The following is a 21,473-nucleotide window of genomic DNA, read 5'->3' as shown; positions in this document are numbered from 1 at the left end:
TCGCACAGATTCGTTTGATATTTGATAGTTAGTGCGAACTGGCCAATATATATTGGTCGACAAATCGAGCGGAGCGGCATGTGCGCGAACAAATACGCGCACATGGCTATGCTGTCTATGTTGACTGCGTTGACTGATCTACGTTGACCTGCTTGATGGAAGCCGCTGAAAAGATGATGAACCGCGCGGCTCGCTGAATGATACGGATGAATACAAGAAAGACGGTGAGTTATGGCGATCGATGCGCAAGGCCTTGAGATTCAAATCGGCGCGCGCACACTGCTGCACCCTACGAACTTCCATGTGACCAAGGGAGACAAAATTGGTTTGGTCGGCCGCAATGGTGCAGGCAAAACCACGTTGACCCGTGTGATCACCGGAGACATGCTCCCGACCGCTGGTTCGGTGCGTGTCAGTGGCAAACTCGGTTACCTGCCGCAAGACACACATGCCGCCGACCCCGAACAGACCGCGCTGGACCGCATGATGAGCGCACGAGACATCGCGACGATCATCAAACGCATTCGCAAAGCGGAAAAGGAGATGACCGACCCGGATCCTGACGTGATGACTAAGGCCATGAATCGCTACGACAAGGCGATGCAGGACTTCGAGAAGGCCGGTGGCTACGCCGCACAATCCGAGGCAACCGCCATGGCCGCCAGCTTGGGACTCCCGCAAGAGGTCATGAGCCAGAAACTCGGCACGCTTTCCGGCGGCCAGCGCAGGCGCATCGAACTGGCGCGCATCCTCTTCTCCGACGCCGACACGTTGATTCTCGACGAGCCAACCAACCATTTGGACGCCGATTCGATTCTGTGGCTGCGTGAATTCCTCAAGAAATACGAGGGCGGGTTCCTCGTGATCTCGCACTCCACCGAACTGCTCGACGAAGTGGTGAACAAAGTGTGGCATCTGGATGCGCAACGCGGCCAGATCGACATGTATTCGCTCGGCTGGAAAGCCTACCTGCACCAGCGCGTCGTGGACGAGGAACGTCGCCGCCGTGAACGCGAAGTGGCCGAGAAGAAGGCCGAACGACTGATGCAGCAAGGCATCCGCCTGCATGCGAAGGCCACGAAAGCCGTTGCAGCGCAGAACATGATCCGTCGCGCGGAACGCTTGCTGTCGGAAACCTCGGAAGCCGAGAAGAAAGAGAAGGTCGCCGACATCCGCTTCCCGGAACCGGCACCATGCGGGCGCACGCCGATCATGGCGAAAGACATCTCGAAGGCCTATGGTTCGAACATCGTGTTCGCCGGCGTGAATCTGGCGGTCGACAAAGGCTCACGCGTGGTCATTCTCGGCTACAACGGCGCGGGCAAGACCACCACGCTTCGCTTGCTCGCCCATCTCGAGGAACCCGATACCGGCGTCGTCGAATACGGGCACGGCGCGAAGATCGGCTACTTCGCGCAGGAACACGACACGCTTGACCTTGACGTGACCGTATTGGAGAACCTGCGCCATGTGGCTCCCGAACTGAACGACACGCAAGCGCGTTCGATCCTCGGCTCGTTCCTGTTCTCCGGCGATGACGCGTTCAAACCAGCCAAAGTGCTCTCCGGCGGTGAGAAGACGCGCTTGGCACTCGCCACCTTGGTGACATCGCGTGCGAACGTGCTGTTGCTCGACGAGCCGACGAACAACCTCGACCCGGCGTCGCGAGACGAGATTCTCAAAGCCATCTCCAAATACGAGGGCGCGATCGTGCTCGTCACCCACGACGAGGGCGCCGTCGAAGCACTGCGTCCGGAACGTGTGCTGCTGATGCCAGACGGTGATGAGGACCTGTGGAACGACTCCTACCTGGAGCTCGTCGCTGAAGAGTAAAACCTGCTTTCCCACAGCAATGATTTGGGGCCGAAGGTGAACACACACCTTCGGCCCCAAATCGTATTTGCCGTTTATGCCGTGCCTGCCGCCGAGGAACTACTCCCCGATCTCCACCGGCTCATCCGGCTCACCGGCCTGCGACGAACGCAACACATCCGGCTCCACGTAGATCTCCCAGTTGTACCACGGCATCGACGTGCGGATCGACGCCTCGATCTTGTTGACGGTATCGACGTCGTAGTCGCGGTCGAGCTTCGACGTCTGCACTTTGAGGCACAGCAGAATGTTGTCTTCCGACATGTGCACGCTCTGCATGTTGATGAGCTCCTCCACGCCCGGCGTGGATTCGACGGCCTTGATGATGCGCTCCTGCGTGAGCTTGCTCACCGATTCTCCGATGAGCAACGAACCGGTCTTGTAAGCGAGCAGCAACGATCCGACGATCAGCACGAGACCTACGCCCATGCCGCCGAGCGCATCGAACAGCTCATCACCCGTCGCGATAGCCAAGCCGATGCCGAGGAACGCAAACACCAAGCCGATCAACGCCAGCGTATCTTCCATGATGACCGACGCCAAATCAGCGGACTTGGTGATGCGCCAGAACTTGTAGACGCCCATCTTCGGCATGCCGGTGTGATGCATGCGTTCGTTCGATTCCTTGATCGACTGGTGCAAGCCATACCCTTCCAAGCAGGCGCTGATGATGACGACGATCAATGCGATCACCAGTTCACCTCGGTTCGCCGTACGAATCGACGGGTCGGCGAGCACGGCCGTGATCTTCTTGACGGCCTCGCTCGTCGAGAAGAAGCCGCCGACGAAGAACAGCAGCGTCGCCACCACGAACGACGCCAGGTATTTCACTCGATACCAGCCGAACGGGTGCGCGGAATCCTGCCGCGTCTTCGACACACGGTTGCCGATCATCAGCACGATCTCGTTCGAGCAGTCAGCGATCGAATGCACCGATTCCGAAAGCATCGCCGACGAACGGGTGAACATCCAAGCGGCGAGTTTCGCAATCGCAACGCCGATGTTCGCCGCCAACGCCGCCTTGACTGTGGCACCCTCATGCTTCTTCTCCTGCACGACGACCGGGTTGCCGGACTTCGGCGGTATCGTCCTGCTCTCAGCTGCAGTATTCTCACTGGCCATGGTGTGTTCTCTCCTATCTCTATCTCTGTCTGTCAGTTGCGTATCTGTGCTAGTCATACACCTATATGCATCTTTTGTTGATGCTCTGCTTATCTATGTATCTATTGGTCGATCACATCGCGTATGCAGGCGATCGCATTCAATGCGCGTGGGTACCCGATATATGGCAGGCATTGCGAAACCACGGCGATCAGAAAATGCTCGGAATTGCCGACGTTGAGATTGCCCCGCACATGCGCGCGAACCTGCGGCTCGCACCCTCCCTGCGCGATGAGGAAGCAGAACGTGACCATTTCGCGCTGCGCGTTGGTCAGTCCATCGCGTGTGTAGTAATCACCGAAACAGTTGTCTACAAGCCACTTATTGATATGCCGAGTATCTTCAGGGCCGGATTGCGCGAATCCGCGTCTCTTCTCGCCAAAGATCTCCACTTGTTTGCTCTCGCCAGCTTTTGCACGGTCGTCGCCGGTCACCGTGCCCTGCTTCGCAAGTGGCAGCGCAACGTTCTGCGCACCCAGAAAATCATTGAGTTTCTTCAAATACGGCAGCATATGCGCGAACCCCACATATGCCGTCGACTGGTAGATGATCTCCTTGAGCTCCACGGAGGTGACTCCTGCGCGATACGACACGGGAAGCATCATCTCGAACGCATCCATGCCCTGCGCGCCGATCAGCGACGCCATGATCGCCATGCAACGAGCCTTGTCGTCAAGCGCGGGATCGTTCGCGTTCTCGTCATTGATGACCTCGTCATATGCGAAGTCGCTGAACATCTTGATGAACTCCGGATCGGTTTCGTTCAACGTGCGATCGTCGTTCCAGAACTTATTCATCTTCCTATGCAGTTCTTCGAACATGCGGGTCTCCTTACAGTTGCAAAGGGGCTCGCATATCCGCAAGCCCCCTGAACAGCAACCAGCGTAGAATCACTTCGTTTCCAACGGTGTTAAGTAGTGGTTCACTTCGTCTGCAACGTGTTGGCGGAGTTGTCGAAATCGCTCATCGCGCACGACGCAACGGTTTCGTCGTCATACTTCTTCAAGTAGTACGTGCGCGTGGCGCCGCTGAAGCAGCTCGTGTACAGCGTCTTCTCAAATTCGCCGTTCGCACTGATCGCGGTTCCCTCGATCACCGACACCATCGACAGCGTCTTGAACAGGCGGTTCACGTTCGCCTTTTCGCCGCTCTGCGTCGGGTAATGCATGTTGTTGTATGCCGCGCGCACAAAACGTGCCACCGAACCATAGCCGCCCGGCAAACCTTCCGAACTGTTCGCATCCTGATTCGTCGCCAACGAGACGTTGCCCCACTTGACCGACTTCTGCGTGCGTGGCGCCACATGCGCGTAGTTGCCCAGATTCTCCATCTGCTGCGGGAACGGAGGCTGATTGGTGAGCGTGTCAACGGGATCGTCATACACGTGCAAGCCGTCGGCATCGCATTCCACGACGATGCTGCGCTTCGCATCGGCTATCATCCAATGCAACGTTGCCACCGGATACTGCTTGTTGATCGCCTGAGCGACGATCGTCACGTTCTTCAGCGCCTCCTGCACGTCATCGACACTGGTGAAATTGCGCGTCACCCACAGCGGGAACTCGTAGGCGGCGACATTGGTGGTGAAGTTCACCGGCTCCTGCGCATACTTCGCATACCGCGCATAGTTGAGACCTGCCACAGCGAGTCCGGCATCATTCGCACAGTCGAAATACAGCGGGGTGTCATCGACGATGATGCCGATGCCGAGCACCGGGTGATTCTTGTCTTCCGCATTGAACGCGGGCTGATAATGGTAGTCATGCGGTGCGAACACGAACTTCTCGCCGTAGTCTTCCGACCAGTCGAGGTTACGGCCGAAATACATGGAATCATGGTCATCATCAAAACGGATGGCAGTGCACATAAAACGTTCCTTCCATAGACATTCATTCCATATTTCACACGGGGAATCCGCATGGAACGCTACCGCCATTGTAGGAATCGGGGAAAGCAGAGTGCCCGTTTATCTTTCTCGGTGAAGTTCTGCGAATGCGTGCGGTACTACAGTGGAGAAGTATGACCGCATGCCATCGGGCATGCGAACAACAGGAATGAGGGTACACATGGCGTCGCCAATGTTTTCACGATCTCGCGCATCGCAGGGAAGCGACGCGCAAACCGACACCACGCATGTCGACATGCTGACCTCAACCGCATACGACGTCGACACGGTGCGCGCCATGGAACGGCCACTGCTCGAAGAAGGCACGCCGCTCATGCAAATGGCCGCACGAGCCACGGCACACACCGTGCTCGAACTCCTGCCAGACCTCGACACGGATCCCGACGATCTGCGCGTCACATTGCTCGCAGGTGCGGGAGACAACGGCGGAGATGGACTGTTCGCGGGGGCGTTCCTCGCCTCGCGCGGCATCGATGTGACCGCCATCGTCGTTGGCAAGCAATTGCATAGCGAAGCATTCGCCACCTTCATTCAAGCTGGCGGGCACATCTGGACACTCGATCCGCAGTCACACATCCCCGGGTGCCCACCGGCTTCTCATCCGGTGAAGCAGGGCAACGCCTTGCCGCAGCCATCCGCTTCGCCAAGCGCTCGCAGATCATCATCGACGCAATGGCCGGCATCGGCGTGCACGGCGCATTGCGTGGCATTCCTGCGGCGCTTGCAGAAGCGTTGGGAGACTATGTGTGCGAAGATGCGGATTCCAAACCGATCGTCGTCGCGGTAGACACGCCGTCTGGTATCGGTGTCAACGACGGTGCGCTTCCTGGAGCATATATTCCCGCCGACGTGACGGTGATGTTCGGCGCGATGAAACCCTGCGCGATGCTCCCACCAGCCGCTTTCGCTTGCGGGCGGGTTGTGGTGGTCGATTTCGGTTTCGACCTTGAAAACATGACCGCCACCGTGGAATCGGCCGATGCCAGTTTCGCCGGTTCGTCACTCCGTGAGCCACTCCCCTTCGACTCGAAGTATTCCCGTGGCGTGACCGGATTGATCACCGGCTCGGTGAAATACCCTGGTGCCGCAGTGCTGTCTACGATGGCGGCGGCACGCACGAACATCGGCATGGTGCGATATTTAGGGCCACAACGCGCACAGGATCTCGTGCTGCAATCGCTTCCCGAAGCGACTATAGGCAAAGGTCGCGTGGAATCCTGGGTGGTCGGCTGTGGCGTTCCCGCCGCAGGCGAAGGCGAGCAAGACATGCAGAGGCAAGCCATCGCCACGCTGCTCGCCCACTACGCACTGCACAGTGAGTCACGCGCGGAATCAATCTCCAACATCGACGGCGGAGACGTGGACTATGCGGACGCCGGCAATGACGATGAGGCGATGCAGATGCCGCCGATAGTGGTGGACGCCGGCGCATTGGATCTGCTACCCAAGCGTGTGCCTGCGCAAGTGGTGATCACGCCTCATGCCATCGAGCTGGCGCGCCTTCTCAGCCGCATCGATCAAGTCACTTCAGTCGAGCAGATCAACGAACAGCCATTGCACTATGCGCAACGAGCCGCACAGTTGACCGGTGCGACGGTACTGCTCAAAGGCGCTTTGACGATCGTCGTCGGCCCTGATGAAGAAGGTTCGATGACTCGCACGCTGGTCGTCGGCAGGGCTCCCGCCATGCTTGCCACAGCCGGAGCCGGAGACGTGCTCGCCGGCATGCTCGGCGCCCTTCTCGCGCAGCAGGCACAAACCCTGCTCGACGATCCCGCCTCCATCACCGAGGTCGTGGCCGGTGGTGCGTACATGCATGGTCTGGCCGCAGCCCTCGCCTCGCAGAACACGCATCATGCTTGGAACCACCCGCAGATCTACGGAGCCGAGAAATCTGATCAGAGAACGGCCGCAGGGCATCCGATCATCGCCACCGACGTGATCGAAGCGATTCCAGACGCTTTCGATGTGTTGGAGAACATCGATAACTAGCAGAGAGCCTGCATGCAGGCTTGTGTGACCAATCTCATATGTGACATTGCACTCATTCGCTCAGAGTTGAGGACTTGGCAATGAGCGCCATATCGAGCCATACTCGAGAAGGAACTCAAAACAGCTCGCGATGACGCCGAGCTCTACTGAAAGGAAGTTCTCTCATGACAATGTTGCAACATGATGTGGTTGATTTCACCGTTCCCGCCTTCCATAACGGCAAGCTCGAAGAAGTTGGCAAGGAGAACCTGCTCGGGCATTGGTCGGTGATGTTCTTCTACCCAGCTGACTTCTCGTTCGTGTGCCCAACCGAGTTGGAGGATCTGCAGGATCACTACGAGGAGTTCAAGAAGGCTGATTGTGAGATCTACTCCGTCTCCTGCGACACCCAGTGGGTGCACAAGGCTTGGCATGAAGCCAACGACAAGATCGGCAAGATCGAATACCCGATGCTCGCCGACACCACGGCGACGCTTGCCCGCGATCTCGACACCTACAACGAGCAGAGTGGCTTGGCCGAGCGCGGCGACTTCATCATCAACCCAGAAGGCAAGGTCGTGGCCTATGAGGTGATCTCGTCTAATGTCGGACGCAACGCCGAAGAGATTCTGCGCCGCGTCAAGGCTTCGCAATTCGTCTATGAGCACGGAGATCAGGTGTGCCCGGCGAAGTGGGAGCCAGGCGATGAGACGCTCGAGCCGAGCCTTGACTTGGTTGGAGAGCTCTGATCGCTGCTCAACGGCACTGCTGATTGGAGGATCATATGACTGATGCTCAGCACACCCCGCTCTACGATGCGATCGTCGTGGGCGGCGGCCCGGCGGGACTCACCGCCGGCATGTATCTGGCGCGCGCACGCTACCGCACGCTCATCATCGAAAAGGCCGATTTCGGCGGGCAGATCACCATCACAGCCGAGGTCGTCAACTACCCTGGCGTGCCACGCACCGATGGGCGTAAGCTCACCAGCGCGATGCGCCAGCAGGCGCAGGATTTCGGTGCGGAACTGACCGTCGGCGATGTCACCGGCATCGAAGACGACCCCGAAACCGAAGGCCTCAAGATCGTGCACACCAAGCGCGGCGACTACCGTTGCTTCGGCGTGGTGCTCGCGATGGGCGCTGCCCCGCGCAAGATCGGCTTCGACGGTGAACTCGAATACGCCGGCCGTGGCGTCGCCTACTGCGCGACCTGCGACGGTGAATTCTTCACCGGCAAAGACGTGATCGTGGTCGGAGGCGGCTTCGCTGCAGCCGAGGAATCCGTGTTCCTCACCCGCTTCGCACGCAAAGTGACGTTGCTGGTACGTGAAGACGATTTCACCTGCGATGCGACGGTGGCGCAACCCGCCAAAGACAATCCGAAGATCGAGATCCACTACGGTACTGAGCTCGTCGGCGTGCAAGCCGGCTCCAAGGGCTTGGAAAGCGCCACGTTGCGTAACGTCAAAGACGGTTCCGAATACGAGTGGAAGCCAGACAACGGTGGTACATTCGGCGTCTTCGTGTTCGCAGGCTACGTGCCGCAGACGCAGATGGTCAAGGATCTCGTCAAACTCGATCCGCACGGCTACGTGATCACCGATGAACACCTCGAAACCAGCGAACCCGGCATTTTCGCCGCAGGTGACCTGCGTGTCAAGGACCTTCGTCAGGTGGTCACCGCAACGGCCGATGGCGCTATCGCCGCAGTCGGCTTGGAGCGCTATGCCGCAGAGATGAGCAAGAAAACCGGTTTGGTTCCGGAACGCCCGCAGCACACCGTTTACGAGGAGGAATCCGAGAAGGCTGCCAACAGCACTCCTGCAAACACCACTCCGGCCCCTGCCTCCGATCGCAGTGAAGCGCAGGATCCACAGAACACCGCCAGCGTGGTGTTCAACGATGACGTGATCAAGCAGCTCAACGTGGTGTTCTCCCGCATGGAGCGCCCCGTCACCCTGCAATTGCAGCTTGACAACACTGCCACATCGGAGCAGCTGAAGGCGTTCATCGGTGAGCTGGTGCGTTTGAGCGCCGGCAAGCTCGACATGGTTGAAGAAACCGCCGGCGATCTCGAAAACTCCGGTCGCGGAGCGTTCGACGTGAACGAGCCATTGCCCGCGGCTACGCCGATGGTGCGCATGATGGTTCGCGACGACGCAGGCATGCTCGTGCCCACCGGACTCGTCTTCCATGGCGTGCCGACCGGCCACGAGTTCAACTCCTTCGTTCTCGGTCTCTACAATGCCGCAGGCCCAGGCCAGCCGCTGATCGGAGACGAGAAGGAACGCATCGAAGCGATTCACGATCCGGTGGACATCATGATTCTGGTGGGACTCACCTGCACGATGTGCCCGGAGACGGTGCGTGCCTCGCAACGCATCGCCGCCCTCAACGAGAACGTGCGTGCGGAAGCCTATGACGTCGCCCACTTCCCCGAACTCAAGGAGAAGTACGACGTGATGAGCGTCCCATGCATCGTGCTGCATCGTAACGGCAAGTCGAAGATCGAATTCGGTAAGAAGAACGTCTCCCAGATGCTCGACCTGATCGACGAAATCTGATCGAAGCGGTTTCGCGACTGAAATACAAAATATATGAGTCATTTGCCGGCTGTCTGCCGACGGCACGCTACACTAAGCAGTGTCGGAAAGCAGACAGCCGGCAAATCCATATTCAGCACACAGCACGGAATATAAGCAACGCCAAGCGCCGGAACCCAGCGAGAAAGAGGTCTTCGTGAACCAAGCACAGCCAATCACCGACGTCGTGTTCGACTTCTGCGGCGTACTCATCGACTGGCAATGCCATGCCGCGCTCGACGGCCACTACCCCGCAGAGCTGGTCGAGAAAATCTGCGCCGACGATGACCCCTACGGATTCTTCCGGTATGAAGACGACATGGACTCCGGCATCCCCTTCACCAGCGAACTCGAAACAGTCAGGCGGGAACAAGGCGATGACATCGCGAACGTGTTCCGCTACTACATCGAGCATTACGACGATGCATTGCCGCGCCTCATCCCCGGCGCCGAAGAACTGTTGCGCGACCTGCGCGCACAAGGAATACGCGTATGGGGTTTGACGAACTGGTCTGCCGACACGTTCCACTTCGCCTTCGAAAAGTTCCCGCAGTTGGACGAACTGCTGCAGGGCACAGTCGTCTCCGGCATCGAAAAGAAACGCAAGCCGAACGCGGACATCTACGAACTTGCACAGCGACGCTTCAATCTCACGCCAAGCACCACGGTGTTCTTCGACGACACCGAGAAGAACGTGCGCGGCGCACAGAACGTGGGCTGGCATGCGTTTCGGTTCACCGATACCGAACAAGCGCGCCGCGATCTGCGCACATTGCGCGCGCTGCGCTGAACGAACACTGCACATCAGCGACGATGCGGCTATGATGAAAGCCGAAGCCATACGCGCATAAGCAGGGAAACCATGACATTATTACAGCTCAGATACATCGTGAAAATCGTGGAATGCGGGTCGATGAACGAGGCCTCGCACGCCTTGTATGTCTCGCAGCCGGCGTTGAGCTCTTCAGTGAAGGAACTGGAGAACGAGCTGGGCATCGAGATCTTCACCCGCTCCTCGCAGGGCATCGCCCTGACAGTGGACGGCGCGGAGTTCCTCACTTATGCGCGTCAGGTGCTCGACCAGGCCGACCTGCTCGAGGAACGGTACAAGAACGCGAAGCCACGCAAGCAGCTGTGCTCGGTGTCCACGCAGCACTACATGTTCGCAGTCGAGGCGTTCGTGGAGATGATCAACTCGTTCAAATCGGACGAATACGAGTTCACGATTCGCGAGACGCGCACGAAAGACATCATCAACCAGGTTGCGAACATGCGCTCGGAAATCGGCATTCTCTATCTTTCCGACTACAACACGCATGTGATCGGCAAGATGCTGCGTGAGAAGCACTTGGAATTCCACCCGCTCTTCCGTGCGCCATTGCACGTGTTCATCTCCAAAGACAACCCGTTGGCGATGAAGAAAAAGTGACGATGGAAGACTTGAAGCCGTTCCCGTTCATCCAATACGAGCAGGGTGAGGAAGGCAGCTTCTTCTTCGCGGAGGAAGCCGTGTGGCCCGACTACTCCCCCAAACAGATCAACGTGACCGACCGCGCCACCATTTTGAACTTCATCATCGGCTTGAACGGCTACACCGTGTGCACGGGCATCGACAACGGCGACCTCAACAATGAGAAGATCATGACGGTGCCGCTCGACACCGACGAGACGATGCTCGTCGGCTGGATCACGAACGAACGCGCCAAACTCTCGAAGGCGGCGCAAACCTACCTCGACAAGCTCAAGCAGGTGATCGACTCGCACGGCTACAAGCTCATCGACGATTGATTCTTTGACTCTTCCGGCGCAGACACACCTTGCTATTGTATTTCGCCAGCTGTTGCAATATACTTTTGGTATTTATAGTAGATAGGTATAAAACAAGGAGGTAGTCGGCTATGAGCACATCCACTATTAGCGCAAGCGTCAATACAACAACGAAAACCATCGCTAATGCCCGTATTCGCGAAGCTGGGCAGACCCCCAATGGTCTCATCAAAAGTATGTGGGAATACATCGCCTCCACTGGAGAAGTCCCTGATTTCGACAAGGACACCGAAGCGCCGGACAGCAAACGTCAACGTGCGATTCAGCACATGCATCAGCTGATGGATGAGATGCCGAAGAACACTCCGCTGTCGTCAATGACTGCGGATGATGTGAAGAAGGAGTTGGCCGATCGTGACCTCTAAGCTGCTCCTTGACACGAACATACTGCTCGACTACATGATTCTCGACCGCCCGGAGCATGATTCGGCTGTCACTCTGATTGATGACATGCTCGACGGGAAGAGAGCCGCAGGTTTTGTATGTGCTGGGTCGTTGAAAGACACCTACTACATTGCTCGCAAATATGCCGCTGATTCAGTGGTGCGTACGTTCATCCAATTATTCATGGATGTTTTGGATGTGCTTCCGATTGATAGGGCCGCATGCGAAACTGCGATTCGCTCAAACGAACCTGATTTTGAAGATGGGCTTATTCGTGCGGTTGCCGAGAACAATGACATGGATTTTCTGATTTCACGGGATCAAACCGCCTTTGAAAGATCGAGCGTTCGTAGCATGGATGCAGCACGGTACGTGGAACTATTCAAAGAATGACATTATCTGTCTAAGGGTCCAATTCAAGAATTCTGGAGTGAATGATGCTTACTGCACAAAACAATATTGACATGCGAGAAATCGAACACAATGACCGCAACAGCGAACTGGTGAGCCAGCTCGTCACGGTGTGGGAAGCATCGGTGCGTGCGACGCACACGTTCTTGACGAACGCGCAAATCGAGCAGATCCGCGAATATGTGCCAGATGCACTGCGTGGCATCGAGCATCTGGTTGTTGCCTTTGACGGAGCACAGCCTGTTGGATTCATGGGCGTGGACGGGCAGCGCCTGGAGATGCTGTTCCTCTCCCCCGATTACCGCGGTCAAGGACTTGGCGCACGGCTGTTGCGCGACGGCATCGCGAACTACAACGTCAACGAGCTCACCGTGAACGAGCAGAACCCGCAGGCGTTCGCGTTCTACGAGCACATGGGATTCCACACGGTGTCTCGTAGCGAACTCGACGAGCAAGGCAATCCCTTCCCGATTCTCACAATGCGCCTCGATTAGTTTTTCGACGCCTATTTTGACCCCATTTTGCTGGCGGGGATACAAAACTCGGCTAACGTTATGTATTCTAAATTTTTAGCGTTGGAAAATAGCCGTTTTCTAAGCGGCATACTTGCATCTAGTTGAGTTTTGTATCCCCGCCAGCAAAATGCATAGGTGCTACGTTGCGGATTGAGCCACTCAAAGAGCTTCGCACACCTTTCGTCGGCATTTACGATCAGCTTGCAAGTGAGTTGGCGTGCGCATCGCTGAGGAATTGGAGACGTTCCTCATGCTCGGTGCTCAGTCCGTAGGCGAAACGGTACCAAGACATGATGATGAGCCAGCCTCGGAACTCCTCGTCGCTGAATTCGATGACCTCGTGCATGAGTTTGAGGTATAGGTCGGCCATCTGCCTGCCCGCTTCAGTGATCTGCGCGCGTTCCTCTTCGCCCTGCCCGGGGATTTTCGGCGCGTACGTGAGCAGCAGATACGTGTGCGCGATGTCGGAGACCGGGTTGCCGAGATGGGCGCTTGACCAGTCGATGATGTAAGGCTGGCCATCTTGCATGAGAATATTGCCCGGGTGAAAATCGCCGTGGCACAATGCATCTCCCCTTGGCAATTCGTTGAGCGTGTGCGTTGCGAACTCTTTGATATTTGCGGGCAGCTCATTGTCGCTGCTGGCGAGCGCGTGCATCGTGTCGGTGATGTTTGACAGTTTGCTGCCGTCTGGGATGTCATCCTCATGGATGCTGAGCACTTGGCTGAACAAGTGAATGAATGTGTGCAAGTCGGTCATTGCCGTCGCTGGGTCTGTGAGCATGTCTTCGAGCATGCTTGTTCCGTGTATGCGATCCATCACTTCGGCCAGTTTTCCGTCGATGGTGAGGAACTCGCGAATGCGCGGTGCTGGTATGCCGTGGCTTTCGAGCACTGGTTCGATGATGCGCTCGGTGCTGGAGGTTTTGCCGTTTGCGATTCTCGCGACGCGCAGTACGGTGTGCTCGTCGATGGCATACACGTCGGCTTCGCCGCCTTGTGCGATGAGGTGTGGGATGCATGGGTCGTTGGGATTCATTGTTGTTTCCGATAGTGGTGTGGCTCTATGTTCTTGCAGTGCTCCTGCCAAACAGTATATGCCCATAATTACTTGCGTTGGGATGCTTTTGTTCGCTTGCTAGATAGGAATCTACCTGGGGATCCTTGTTGTCCGGTCACTCCTTGGATGCGCTACGGAGGTGGTCATTGGAAATCCCGGTTTTAGAGTTTCGATGACGTTTCTTGGGCTGAATCACCGGATTTTGAACTGTTTGTAGTATCGTTGGTTTGTTAATTGATTGATTTTGGAAAAGGATTGTCATGGCGCCGTGGAGAAAGGTCATTTGATGGCTGCTTCCTATGGAGTTGAGTCTTTGGGTGATACGAATAAGTATCGTCTGTCATTTACCGTCGGTGGCCTGTTGGAACCTCAGGGTGTACTGTTGGCTCGCTTATTCGCTGACATGACGGATATCACCTGTGATCGCGTTGTCGGTGAGGATATTGTCCGGGTCAGGAAGGCCGCCATTGATGGCAATGTGTTGGGAATGCGATCACATACTTCCAATGTTCGTTTTGTATCGGAGACCAGTAAGCGTCTTAGCGCCCTGTCGGTGAGGGAAATTACCTATTTGGCTTCTGCTGAGGCTTCGTATGATGACCGCAGTGCCTTGATGTGGGTTGCCATGTGCCGGTATTACCGTATTGTGGGTGTGTTCGCGAAGGATGTGCTCAGGGGTAATTTCCTTGCTGGCAAGGAGACCGTGAACAAAGATGATTATGACCGGTTCATGCGTAATGCGGCGATGTGGCATCCCGAGATTGAGCAGTTGAGTGAACTGACGTACAGGAAACTGCGTCAAAACGTTTTCACGCGATGGATGACGCTCGTCTGACGAAGGGGACGGATCATGAGATTGTACCTGCGTTGCTGAGCAATGGGCTACTGGCGATTTTGGAAGACATGGCGACAGCGTTTGAGTTCTTCCCCATGTATGTTCCGAGCAAGTTCTGAGGAGATTGCATGACGGATGTGATTACAGCGAGCGCACGTACTTTGGAGCACCGTGATATTGACGCCGATTTTGAGCATCTGCGTGAGATCATGACGGGCTGGTCGTTCCGTAAGAGTACCGGATTGGGCGGCGAACAACCGTATTATATCTACGATTACCCTGCGACCCAAGAGCTTGAGGTGCAAGAGCACATACCAACGTTGGTGAACCAGTTGCAAACGATGACGCCGAGCGATGCCCCTGGCGATTATGCGCCAAAAGTGCTGGTGATGGACCTGTACCATGAAGTGCTCGAAATGATCAAGCAACGTCAGGTGCTGAATCGTGTGTTGAATAACGAGCAACGCATGCATACACGCATGTCGAATAGCGCAGCCTCTGACCGGTTCCTCAAACTGTTGGACAACATGGTGTATGGGGACGGCGCGAATCTCGCTGAATTCATGAATGCCCAATATGACGAGAAGAAGGCGCAGGATGAGGCGGATATCGTGTTCATCACCGGCGTAGGAAGCGTATACCCCTACGTTCGCGCGCATACGTTGTTGGAGAATCTTCAGGGGCGCATCGACGATTGTCCGCTCGTATTGTTTTACCCGGGCACTTATGCCACTAGAAGCAATACCGGGTCGACGATGTCCCTGTTCAGTCTCATTGACACCGACAATTACTATCGTGCCAGAAATCTCAGGGAGATGACACCGAAACGTTGATGTGACTCTGCCGATATTCATTTCACGCACTGTCTTTATCTATAGATTTTGGAGGGAAAGCTGATGAGCGAGACCGCAACCCCTATGTGGCAGGATATTTTCGCCACGGATGTGACGCGGAAGATCAATGGCGTCATCAAGGCGAATGATGACCGTGATTTGGCCGATGAGGTCAACGAATACGTGCTCACTGATGAGATACAACGTAATCTTGAACGATTCCTGGATGATTACAACGATCCAACGAACCATCAGCAAAACGGTGCTTGGATTTCCGGTTTCTTCGGCTCCGGTAAATCACATTTGCTCAAGATGCTCTCCCATATTCTGGGCTCGGTGCCACAAGGCGTGATGGATGAGGATACTCCCGCGGATCAGCGAATGACCCGTGAGCAGGTCCTGCGGGCATTCATCACCAAGGCCGGCAAGCAAGACAACCTTGAACTGCAAGGTCAGTTGGAACGCGTACGGGGAATCGACGCCACTTCCATTCTGTTCAACATCGATCAGAAGGCCGACAAGTCCACGCCAGCCCCTCTCCTGTACACGTTCATTCGAGTGTTTGACGAAGCACGTGGATATTTCGGCCGGAACCCTGCCGTGGCCAAATTCGAACGTGACCTCGACAACAATGGGCAACTTGACGCGTTCAAAGCAGCCTTCGAAGCAAAAGCCGGCAAACCATGGGTCGAAGGCCGTGCGGAAGCCGTGCTTTGGGATGTGGAAATAGGCCAAGCATACGGCGAAGTTACCCACAATGTGGCACAGGACAGCATCATCGAACGGTATGAGAACACATACAGTGCGACCGTGGAGGATTTCGCTCAGGACGTGAGCGATTGGCTCGCAACCCAAGGGACGAACGCACGCATCGTGTTTCTGGCCGACGAAGTGGGCCAGTTTATCGGCGACAACACCGATTTGATGCTTCAACTTCAATCGGTCACCGAGGATCTGGCCGTCAAAACCAATGGGCGTGCCTGGGTGGTGGTCACCTCTCAGGAGGACATGGATAACATCCTCAAGGATCGCAATGAGAAGCAGGAGCATGATTTCTCGAAGATCCAAGCCCGTTTCGCCATCAAGCTTAAGCTCAACAGCGCCGATGTGATCGAAGTGATCCAGAAGCGACTGCTCGTGAAAAAGAGCGAATACATGCCCGAACTGGGACAACTATGGGATGCGGTGCACGCGAATCTACGCACCCTCTTCGAGTTCGGCGACGGCACGTCAAAGTTCACCAATAACAAGGAAGGCGACGAATCCGATTTCATCGCCACTTACCCATTCGTCAACTACGAGTTCGAGCTGTTCTAGAACGTACTGCGTTCAATGAGTGACTACAATGTGTTGGACGGCCGTCACTCATCTATCGGCGAACGCTCTATGCTCGCCGCCATCAGCGCCACACTGCGTGATGACCATACAGGACGAGTTGGCGATATCGTGCCGTTCGACAAGCTCTACGACGGCATTCGCGATACGATCCAAAGCACAGCGAACTACCGCATCAACCAAGCTGAGAACCGGTTACCCGAAGGTATAACACATGACTTAGGTGTGCGTTTACTCAAGGTCCTGCTACTTGTACGTCATGTGGAGGGGTTCAAGGCGACGCCGCGGAACCTGCGCATCCTGCTCACCGACCGTTTCGACGAGGATGTGATGACTCTTGAGACGCAGATCAAGGACGTGCTCCATGAGCTCGAACGGCAAACGTTTGTGCAGCGCATCGGTACCAGCTATCACTACCTCACCAACGAGGAACAAGACATCGAGCAGGAGATCAAGAACACCGTGCTCGATGTTAACGAGGTGACAGCGAAATTCAAGGGGATGCTCCTTGATGACATACTAGGCGATATGCGCGTCACATATGGGCTGCAGAAAGTCCCATTCCGTTACGGTCTGAAAATCGATGACATAGCGCAGAACGTTCCCCGCCCACTTTGGTTGAATGTAGTTACGTCTTTCAATAACGATGACCGAGAGAAGGCCATCACACAATCAATGGGTGGCCTCGACACTATCACGATGCTCATTGATACCAACGATAAAACCCTGTTCGACGATCTGCGTATGCACGCAAAGACCAGCACGTTCATCAGTCGCATCAACGCCGACTCACAATCAAAGACTCGTAGAAGCATCATCATCGACAAGCGGGCTGATCTCGAGGAAGCGGAGCATGAACTGAGCGGGCGCCTGAGCACAGCCGTGTCTAAAAGCCAGTTCTACTACAACGGTGCTCTAGTGGATCCGCACAGCAGCGATCCCCACGCCAGAATTATTGAGGCAATGCAGACACTAATCAGCAAACGGTATACAAATTTCCCGATGATCGGAAAGCTGGCATATCAGGAAAGCGATATACAGCGCGTATACCAGGAGGCTCGTGATACCAGCTCTGCACTGGTCCCAGACACTGCTGATAATGTCATCGGTGCTCCGGCCGAAGACATCCGTTCAACCGTTATGCTGGACACCAAGAGAAACATCACAGTTTCGGTCAAGGACCTACTCACACGATATGAGGAGGCTCCATATGGGTGGCCCTCAGGCGTCACGCTGGCTTGCATCGCGCATCTAGCTGGAAGTCGCAGCATCGATTTGACTTTGGACGGCAGACCATTGCCAGCCGAGCAAACCGTCAACACGTTGCGGGATTCGAAGAAACGCGTCAATATACTGGTTTCCACCCCACGTGAATACGACCAAAGAAGGGTGGTGACTCTACGTAAATTTGCCAAGGAATTCCTCGATTCAGGTGTTTGGCCTTCAGCACCGGTAGATTTGGCACATGAGTTGAAGGAATCACTGAACGCCTATGTCAACAAACTTCAACTGACCGTATCACGGTACGGTGCCTTCACGTTCGTGAACCAGCTCACGCCGATCATCAATCAGATCAGTTCCGCCGCAAAGCAGGATGACTCATGGCTCATCAACGAATTCACCGGTGACGAGGCTGAGCCTAATATCAACATGCTGCTCGATGAAAAGAGGATGTCATCGATCCGATCATTGCGTTCCTGAATGGTCAGCAGTGCGCCGTATTTGAACGCAGTATCGAATGGATGCAGCAGAACGAGCCGAACATCGACGCGTCCAGCTCCGACTTGCAGCCGCTGTTCAAGAAAACCCAAGCCATTGCCAACTCCCCAGATATCTATCGTGGCGTCAAAGTGAACCAGCTCAAAATAATGGTTGACACGCTACGTACCTCCGTCAGCAATGAGTTGAGCGACGCTCGGCAGACAACCATCGACATGATCGAAGACATACGCTCGAACATCCAAGACACCGATGAATACCGTGACGCTCCCATGGAGGCGCAGGAGCATGCGATGAGTGTTTTGGATCATATGGCCGATGAAACGAATCAGACCGGTTTGATTCTTGCCGTGCTGAACATCCAACACCGGATGCAGAGCATCTATGCGAGACTCATCAATGAACTTGCCTCAGCAAACAGACCCCATACAGCCAATTCCAGCCCTGCCAGCCCATCGCATGCAACCACTGGGAAGCATGCAGAATCCGCGGAAAGCACTGGAGAACAGTTGGCGGAAACATTCATACCAATAACGGACATCAGCCGTCCCAGCCACAAACCATTAGCCAGCGTTGCGGACGTAGACGAATACCTCGACGCATACCGGCGCAAGCTCATCGAAGCCATCCAACAAGGAAAGAAGATCCTGCCATGAACACCTCGCAACTGCAGCGCTTCGCCGCCGACGCTCGGCGTCAGCTCATGAACGCCGTGCAGGCCCGTTTGGATGCGGCGCTCGCCACCGGCTCCCCCACGCAAACCGATATGCCGACCGTGTTCCACGCTCTCCAGAGCGAGGTGCGCGAACATGGGCAGGACCAGGTAGTGGAACGGTATGCCTACAGGTGGTTCAACCGCATCATCGCCTTCAGATACATGGACGTGCACGAGTTCACCACCACAGCCGTGGTCTCCCCCGCGGATATGACCAGCGTGAACGCGTTGCCCGAACTGTTGGCGGCGGCCAAACGTGGCGAGTACGATGACACCGTATTCAATGGGCAAGGAACCGTTAACGCCAAATTACGGGACGAAATCGAACGGTTGCTCAACGGCAGCGTTCCCGTAGCTGACCCGCAGGGAGAGGCATATGTTCTGCTGTTCCAAGCGGCATGCCGCTATTGGAGCACGTTCATGCCATTCATGTTCGAGAGCACCACCAACCCAGTGCAAGCACACATTGACGAACTGCTCATGCCTCGGGACCTGCTCGCCAAAGGATCCGTACTGCGTAACGCCATTGAAGTGATAACGCCCGAAGCCTGTGGAGTGGGCACCAATGATGGCAACGTGGAGATCATCGGCTGGCTGTACCAGTTCTACATCGCCGAACGCAAAACACAGGTGATGGACGGGCTCAAACACAGCAGAAAAGCCGGTGCCGCGGAAATCCCCGCGGCCACGCAGCTGTTCACCCCCGACTGGATTGTACGCTACCTGGTACAGAACACCATTGGAAAACTTTGGATGCACAGCCACCCAGATTGCGGCCTCGACGCACAGTGGGAATACTACATCAAACCAGCCAACGCATCCGACGATGCCATGCTCCATATAGCGAGCGCGCAGGAGCTCACTGTATGCGACCCAGCATGCGGGTCTGGCCACATGCTCACTTATGCCTTCGACCTGCTCTACCAGATCTACGAGTCCGAAGGCTACGCGCCATCCGATATTCCCGGCATGATCTTGGAACACAACTTGTTCGGCATCGATATCGACGAACGAGCCGCCAATCTGGCCGCATTCGCCCTCATGATGAAAGCTCGAGGCAAATCACGCCGCTTCTTCCGTAAACAAGTCATGCCGCACATCATCCAGGTACAGCCGGAATCCTTTAATCACGAGGAGGTTGAATCCCTTAACGACCTGTACCACACCAATCTGGACGATGCCACATGGAATATCTTCGCTCACGCGGACGTGTACGGATCGCTCATCCAGCCGAGTCAGGATTTGCTGAAACTCGCCGACAATGAGCCGGATGACATTGAAACAATACTTGATGAAGCGTTGCTCGAACGCAGCCATCAAATGCTCAACCAGACCCGCTATCTTGGCCATACATATGCCACCGTCGTTGCGAATCCGCCATACATGGGTTCCAAGAACATGAATTCTCTGCTAAAGAGTTATGTGCAGGATCATTACACTCCAGCCAAAGCGGATTTGTTCGCGGCATTCATACTGCGTAACCGGCAACTCCTGAAACAAGGGGCGGAACTAGGTATGATTACCATGCAGTCATGGATGTTCCTCTCCTCGTTCGAAGAGTTGAGGACCAACCTACTGCACGCCATGCAGTTCGACACGATGGCACATTTAGGTTCCGGTGCATTCGACAGCATCGGCGGTGAAGTGGTGTCCACTGTGGTGTTCACCATGAAGAACACCATTCCGAAGCCAGCACAGGATGGAATCTATATTCGCCTTGTCGATATTCAGGGAGACACCCAGCAGGCACAAACATGCCGCGCAGCAATCCACAGTTCTGCTGACTATACATTTGTAGTCGACCAGCAGGAGTTTTCGCAAATCCCTGGCTCCCCTATCGTTTACTGGCTTCCTGAAACGCTGTTGGATACCTTTAGCAAAGGCACGATGCTCGGGTCAATTCATCATCCTTACCAAGGATTATCAACGGGCGATAACGATAGATTCGTACGTTCTTGGTGGGAAAATGGCTACAATAATATTGTATTTGATTGTGTTGATTGCAATATGTCATTTAAATCTGAGGCCCGTTGGTTCCCCTTCAATACGGGTGGCAGTTTTCGCAAATGGTATGGAAACCAGCAATATGTCATCAATTGGATTAACAATGGGAAAGACATATACAGCATTCGGCCACACTCGACCATCCGTAATCCACAACTTTATTTTCATCGATCTATATCTTGGTCAAAGATTAGTAGCGGAGCGCCGGCGTTTCGGTTCTTCCCTAACGGTTATATATTCGGCAGTGTGACAAACGCGTTCTTCCCCAAAACCTAGCAGTATCAAATCAGATTCTTGGGCTGTGTAATTCATCTTATGCAAGGATTGTCCTCGCTGCGCTA

Annotated in this window: 17 protein-coding genes and 2 pseudogenes; 15 read left to right on the top strand and 4 right to left on the bottom strand. The window is 55.4% G+C overall.

Annotation, left to right across the window (positions count from 1 at the left end; translation table 11 throughout):
* Positions 1 to 231: 231 nt before the first annotated feature.
* Entirely contained in the window at positions 232 to 1,833 is a 1,602-nt protein-coding gene (locus GSD1FS_RS02120; RefSeq protein WP_155588150.1) for an ABC-F family ATP-binding cassette domain-containing protein, read from the top strand.
* A gap of 99 nt (positions 1,834 to 1,932) precedes the next feature.
* Here the strand turns inward: GSD1FS_RS02120 and GSD1FS_RS02115 are convergent, their stop codons facing one another.
* The 3 genes from GSD1FS_RS02115 to bsh form a co-directional block, all read right to left on the bottom strand.
* Positions 1,933 to 2,994 carry a cation diffusion facilitator family transporter gene (locus GSD1FS_RS02115; protein WP_155588149.1) on the bottom strand — a complete coding sequence of 354 codons (1,062 nt, stop codon included), beginning with the start codon at positions 2,992 to 2,994 and terminating at the stop codon, positions 1,933 to 1,935.
* Between the two features lie 101 nt (positions 2,995 to 3,095).
* Entirely contained in the window at positions 3,096 to 3,854 is a 759-nt protein-coding gene (locus tag GSD1FS_RS02110; protein ID WP_155588148.1) for a carboxymuconolactone decarboxylase family protein, read from the bottom strand.
* A 101-nt stretch (positions 3,855 to 3,955) separates the two neighbouring features.
* Entirely contained in the window at positions 3,956 to 4,900 is a 945-nt protein-coding gene (bsh, locus tag GSD1FS_RS02105) for a choloylglycine hydrolase (protein ID WP_155588147.1), read from the bottom strand.
* Positions 4,901 to 5,111: 211 nt separating this feature from the next.
* On the opposite strand from bsh, the pseudogene GSD1FS_RS02100 reads away from it, so the two are divergent.
* From GSD1FS_RS02100 to GSD1FS_RS02065, 8 genes and pseudogenes are all read left to right on the top strand, one after another.
* A pseudogene (locus GSD1FS_RS02100) lies at positions 5,112 to 6,931 on the top strand (bifunctional ADP-dependent NAD(P)H-hydrate dehydratase/NAD(P)H-hydrate epimerase).
* 164 nt (positions 6,932 to 7,095) lie between these two features.
* Complete coding sequence (locus tag GSD1FS_RS02095; protein ID WP_155588146.1) at positions 7,096 to 7,659, top strand: redoxin domain-containing protein; 564 nt, start codon at positions 7,096 to 7,098, stop codon at positions 7,657 to 7,659.
* 35 nt (positions 7,660 to 7,694) lie between these two features.
* Positions 7,695 to 9,476, top strand: coding sequence for an FAD-dependent oxidoreductase (locus GSD1FS_RS02090; protein WP_155588145.1), 1,782 nt, complete (start codon positions 7,695 to 7,697; stop codon positions 9,474 to 9,476).
* A 175-nt stretch (positions 9,477 to 9,651) separates the two neighbouring features.
* A complete protein-coding gene (locus tag GSD1FS_RS02085; RefSeq protein ID WP_343030161.1) occupies positions 9,652 to 10,284 on the top strand; it encodes an HAD family hydrolase in 633 nt (210 codons plus the stop codon).
* Between the two features lie 72 nt (positions 10,285 to 10,356).
* A pseudogene (locus tag GSD1FS_RS02080) lies at positions 10,357 to 11,282 on the top strand (LysR family transcriptional regulator).
* A 110-nt stretch (positions 11,283 to 11,392) separates the two neighbouring features.
* Positions 11,393 to 11,686 (top strand): hypothetical protein, encoded by a 294-nt coding sequence (locus GSD1FS_RS02075; protein WP_155588144.1) that lies wholly within the window; start codon positions 11,393 to 11,395, stop codon positions 11,684 to 11,686.
* Positions 11,676 to 12,098 (top strand): PIN domain-containing protein, encoded by a 423-nt coding sequence (locus GSD1FS_RS02070; protein ID WP_155588143.1) that lies wholly within the window; start codon positions 11,676 to 11,678, stop codon positions 12,096 to 12,098. The genes GSD1FS_RS02075 and GSD1FS_RS02070 overlap by 11 nt, the downstream gene beginning before the upstream one ends.
* 71 nt (positions 12,099 to 12,169) lie before the next feature.
* Positions 12,170 to 12,610, top strand: a complete 441-nt coding sequence (locus GSD1FS_RS02065) for a GNAT family N-acetyltransferase (RefSeq protein WP_155588142.1) — start codon at positions 12,170 to 12,172, stop codon at positions 12,608 to 12,610.
* A gap of 217 nt (positions 12,611 to 12,827) precedes the next feature.
* On the opposite strand, the gene GSD1FS_RS02060 is transcribed toward GSD1FS_RS02065, so the two are convergent.
* Positions 12,828 to 13,670 (bottom strand): aminoglycoside phosphotransferase family protein, encoded by an 843-nt coding sequence (locus tag GSD1FS_RS02060; RefSeq protein ID WP_196424996.1) that lies wholly within the window; start codon positions 13,668 to 13,670, stop codon positions 12,828 to 12,830.
* Between the two features lie 289 nt (positions 13,671 to 13,959).
* Between GSD1FS_RS02060 and GSD1FS_RS02055 the strand changes: the two genes are divergently transcribed.
* The 6 genes from GSD1FS_RS02055 to pglX all read left to right on the top strand — a co-directional run bounded on the left by GSD1FS_RS02055 (position 13,960) and on the right by pglX (position 21,408).
* Positions 13,960 to 14,526 (top strand): BrxA family protein, encoded by a 567-nt coding sequence (locus GSD1FS_RS02055; protein ID WP_155588140.1) that lies wholly within the window; start codon positions 13,960 to 13,962, stop codon positions 14,524 to 14,526.
* A 128-nt stretch (positions 14,527 to 14,654) separates the two neighbouring features.
* Positions 14,655 to 15,359 carry a DUF1788 domain-containing protein gene (locus GSD1FS_RS02050; protein WP_155588139.1) on the top strand — a complete coding sequence of 235 codons (705 nt, stop codon included), beginning with the start codon at positions 14,655 to 14,657 and terminating at the stop codon, positions 15,357 to 15,359.
* A 63-nt stretch (positions 15,360 to 15,422) separates the two neighbouring features.
* Entirely contained in the window at positions 15,423 to 16,676 is a 1,254-nt protein-coding gene (brxC, locus tag GSD1FS_RS09650) for a BREX system P-loop protein BrxC (protein WP_246165700.1), read from the top strand.
* A gap of 15 nt (positions 16,677 to 16,691) precedes the next feature.
* Entirely contained in the window at positions 16,692 to 18,395 is a 1,704-nt protein-coding gene (locus GSD1FS_RS09645) for a hypothetical protein (RefSeq protein WP_246165699.1), read from the top strand.
* A 41-nt stretch (positions 18,396 to 18,436) separates the two neighbouring features.
* Positions 18,437 to 19,069 carry a hypothetical protein gene (locus GSD1FS_RS09640; protein ID WP_246165698.1) on the top strand — a complete coding sequence of 211 codons (633 nt, stop codon included), beginning with the start codon at positions 18,437 to 18,439 and terminating at the stop codon, positions 19,067 to 19,069.
* A complete protein-coding gene (gene pglX, locus GSD1FS_RS02040; RefSeq protein WP_246165697.1) occupies positions 19,066 to 21,408 on the top strand; it encodes a BREX-1 system adenine-specific DNA-methyltransferase PglX in 2,343 nt (780 codons plus the stop codon). Before GSD1FS_RS09640 ends, pglX begins: the two co-directional genes overlap by 4 nt.
* Positions 21,409 to 21,473: the final 65 nt, after the last annotated feature.

The sequence above is a fragment of the Bifidobacterium canis genome (assembly GCF_009727065.1).
GTDB lineage: Bacteria > Actinomycetota > Actinomycetes > Actinomycetales > Bifidobacteriaceae > Bifidobacterium > Bifidobacterium canis.
This window is presented reverse-complemented; position numbering and strand designations above follow the sequence as displayed.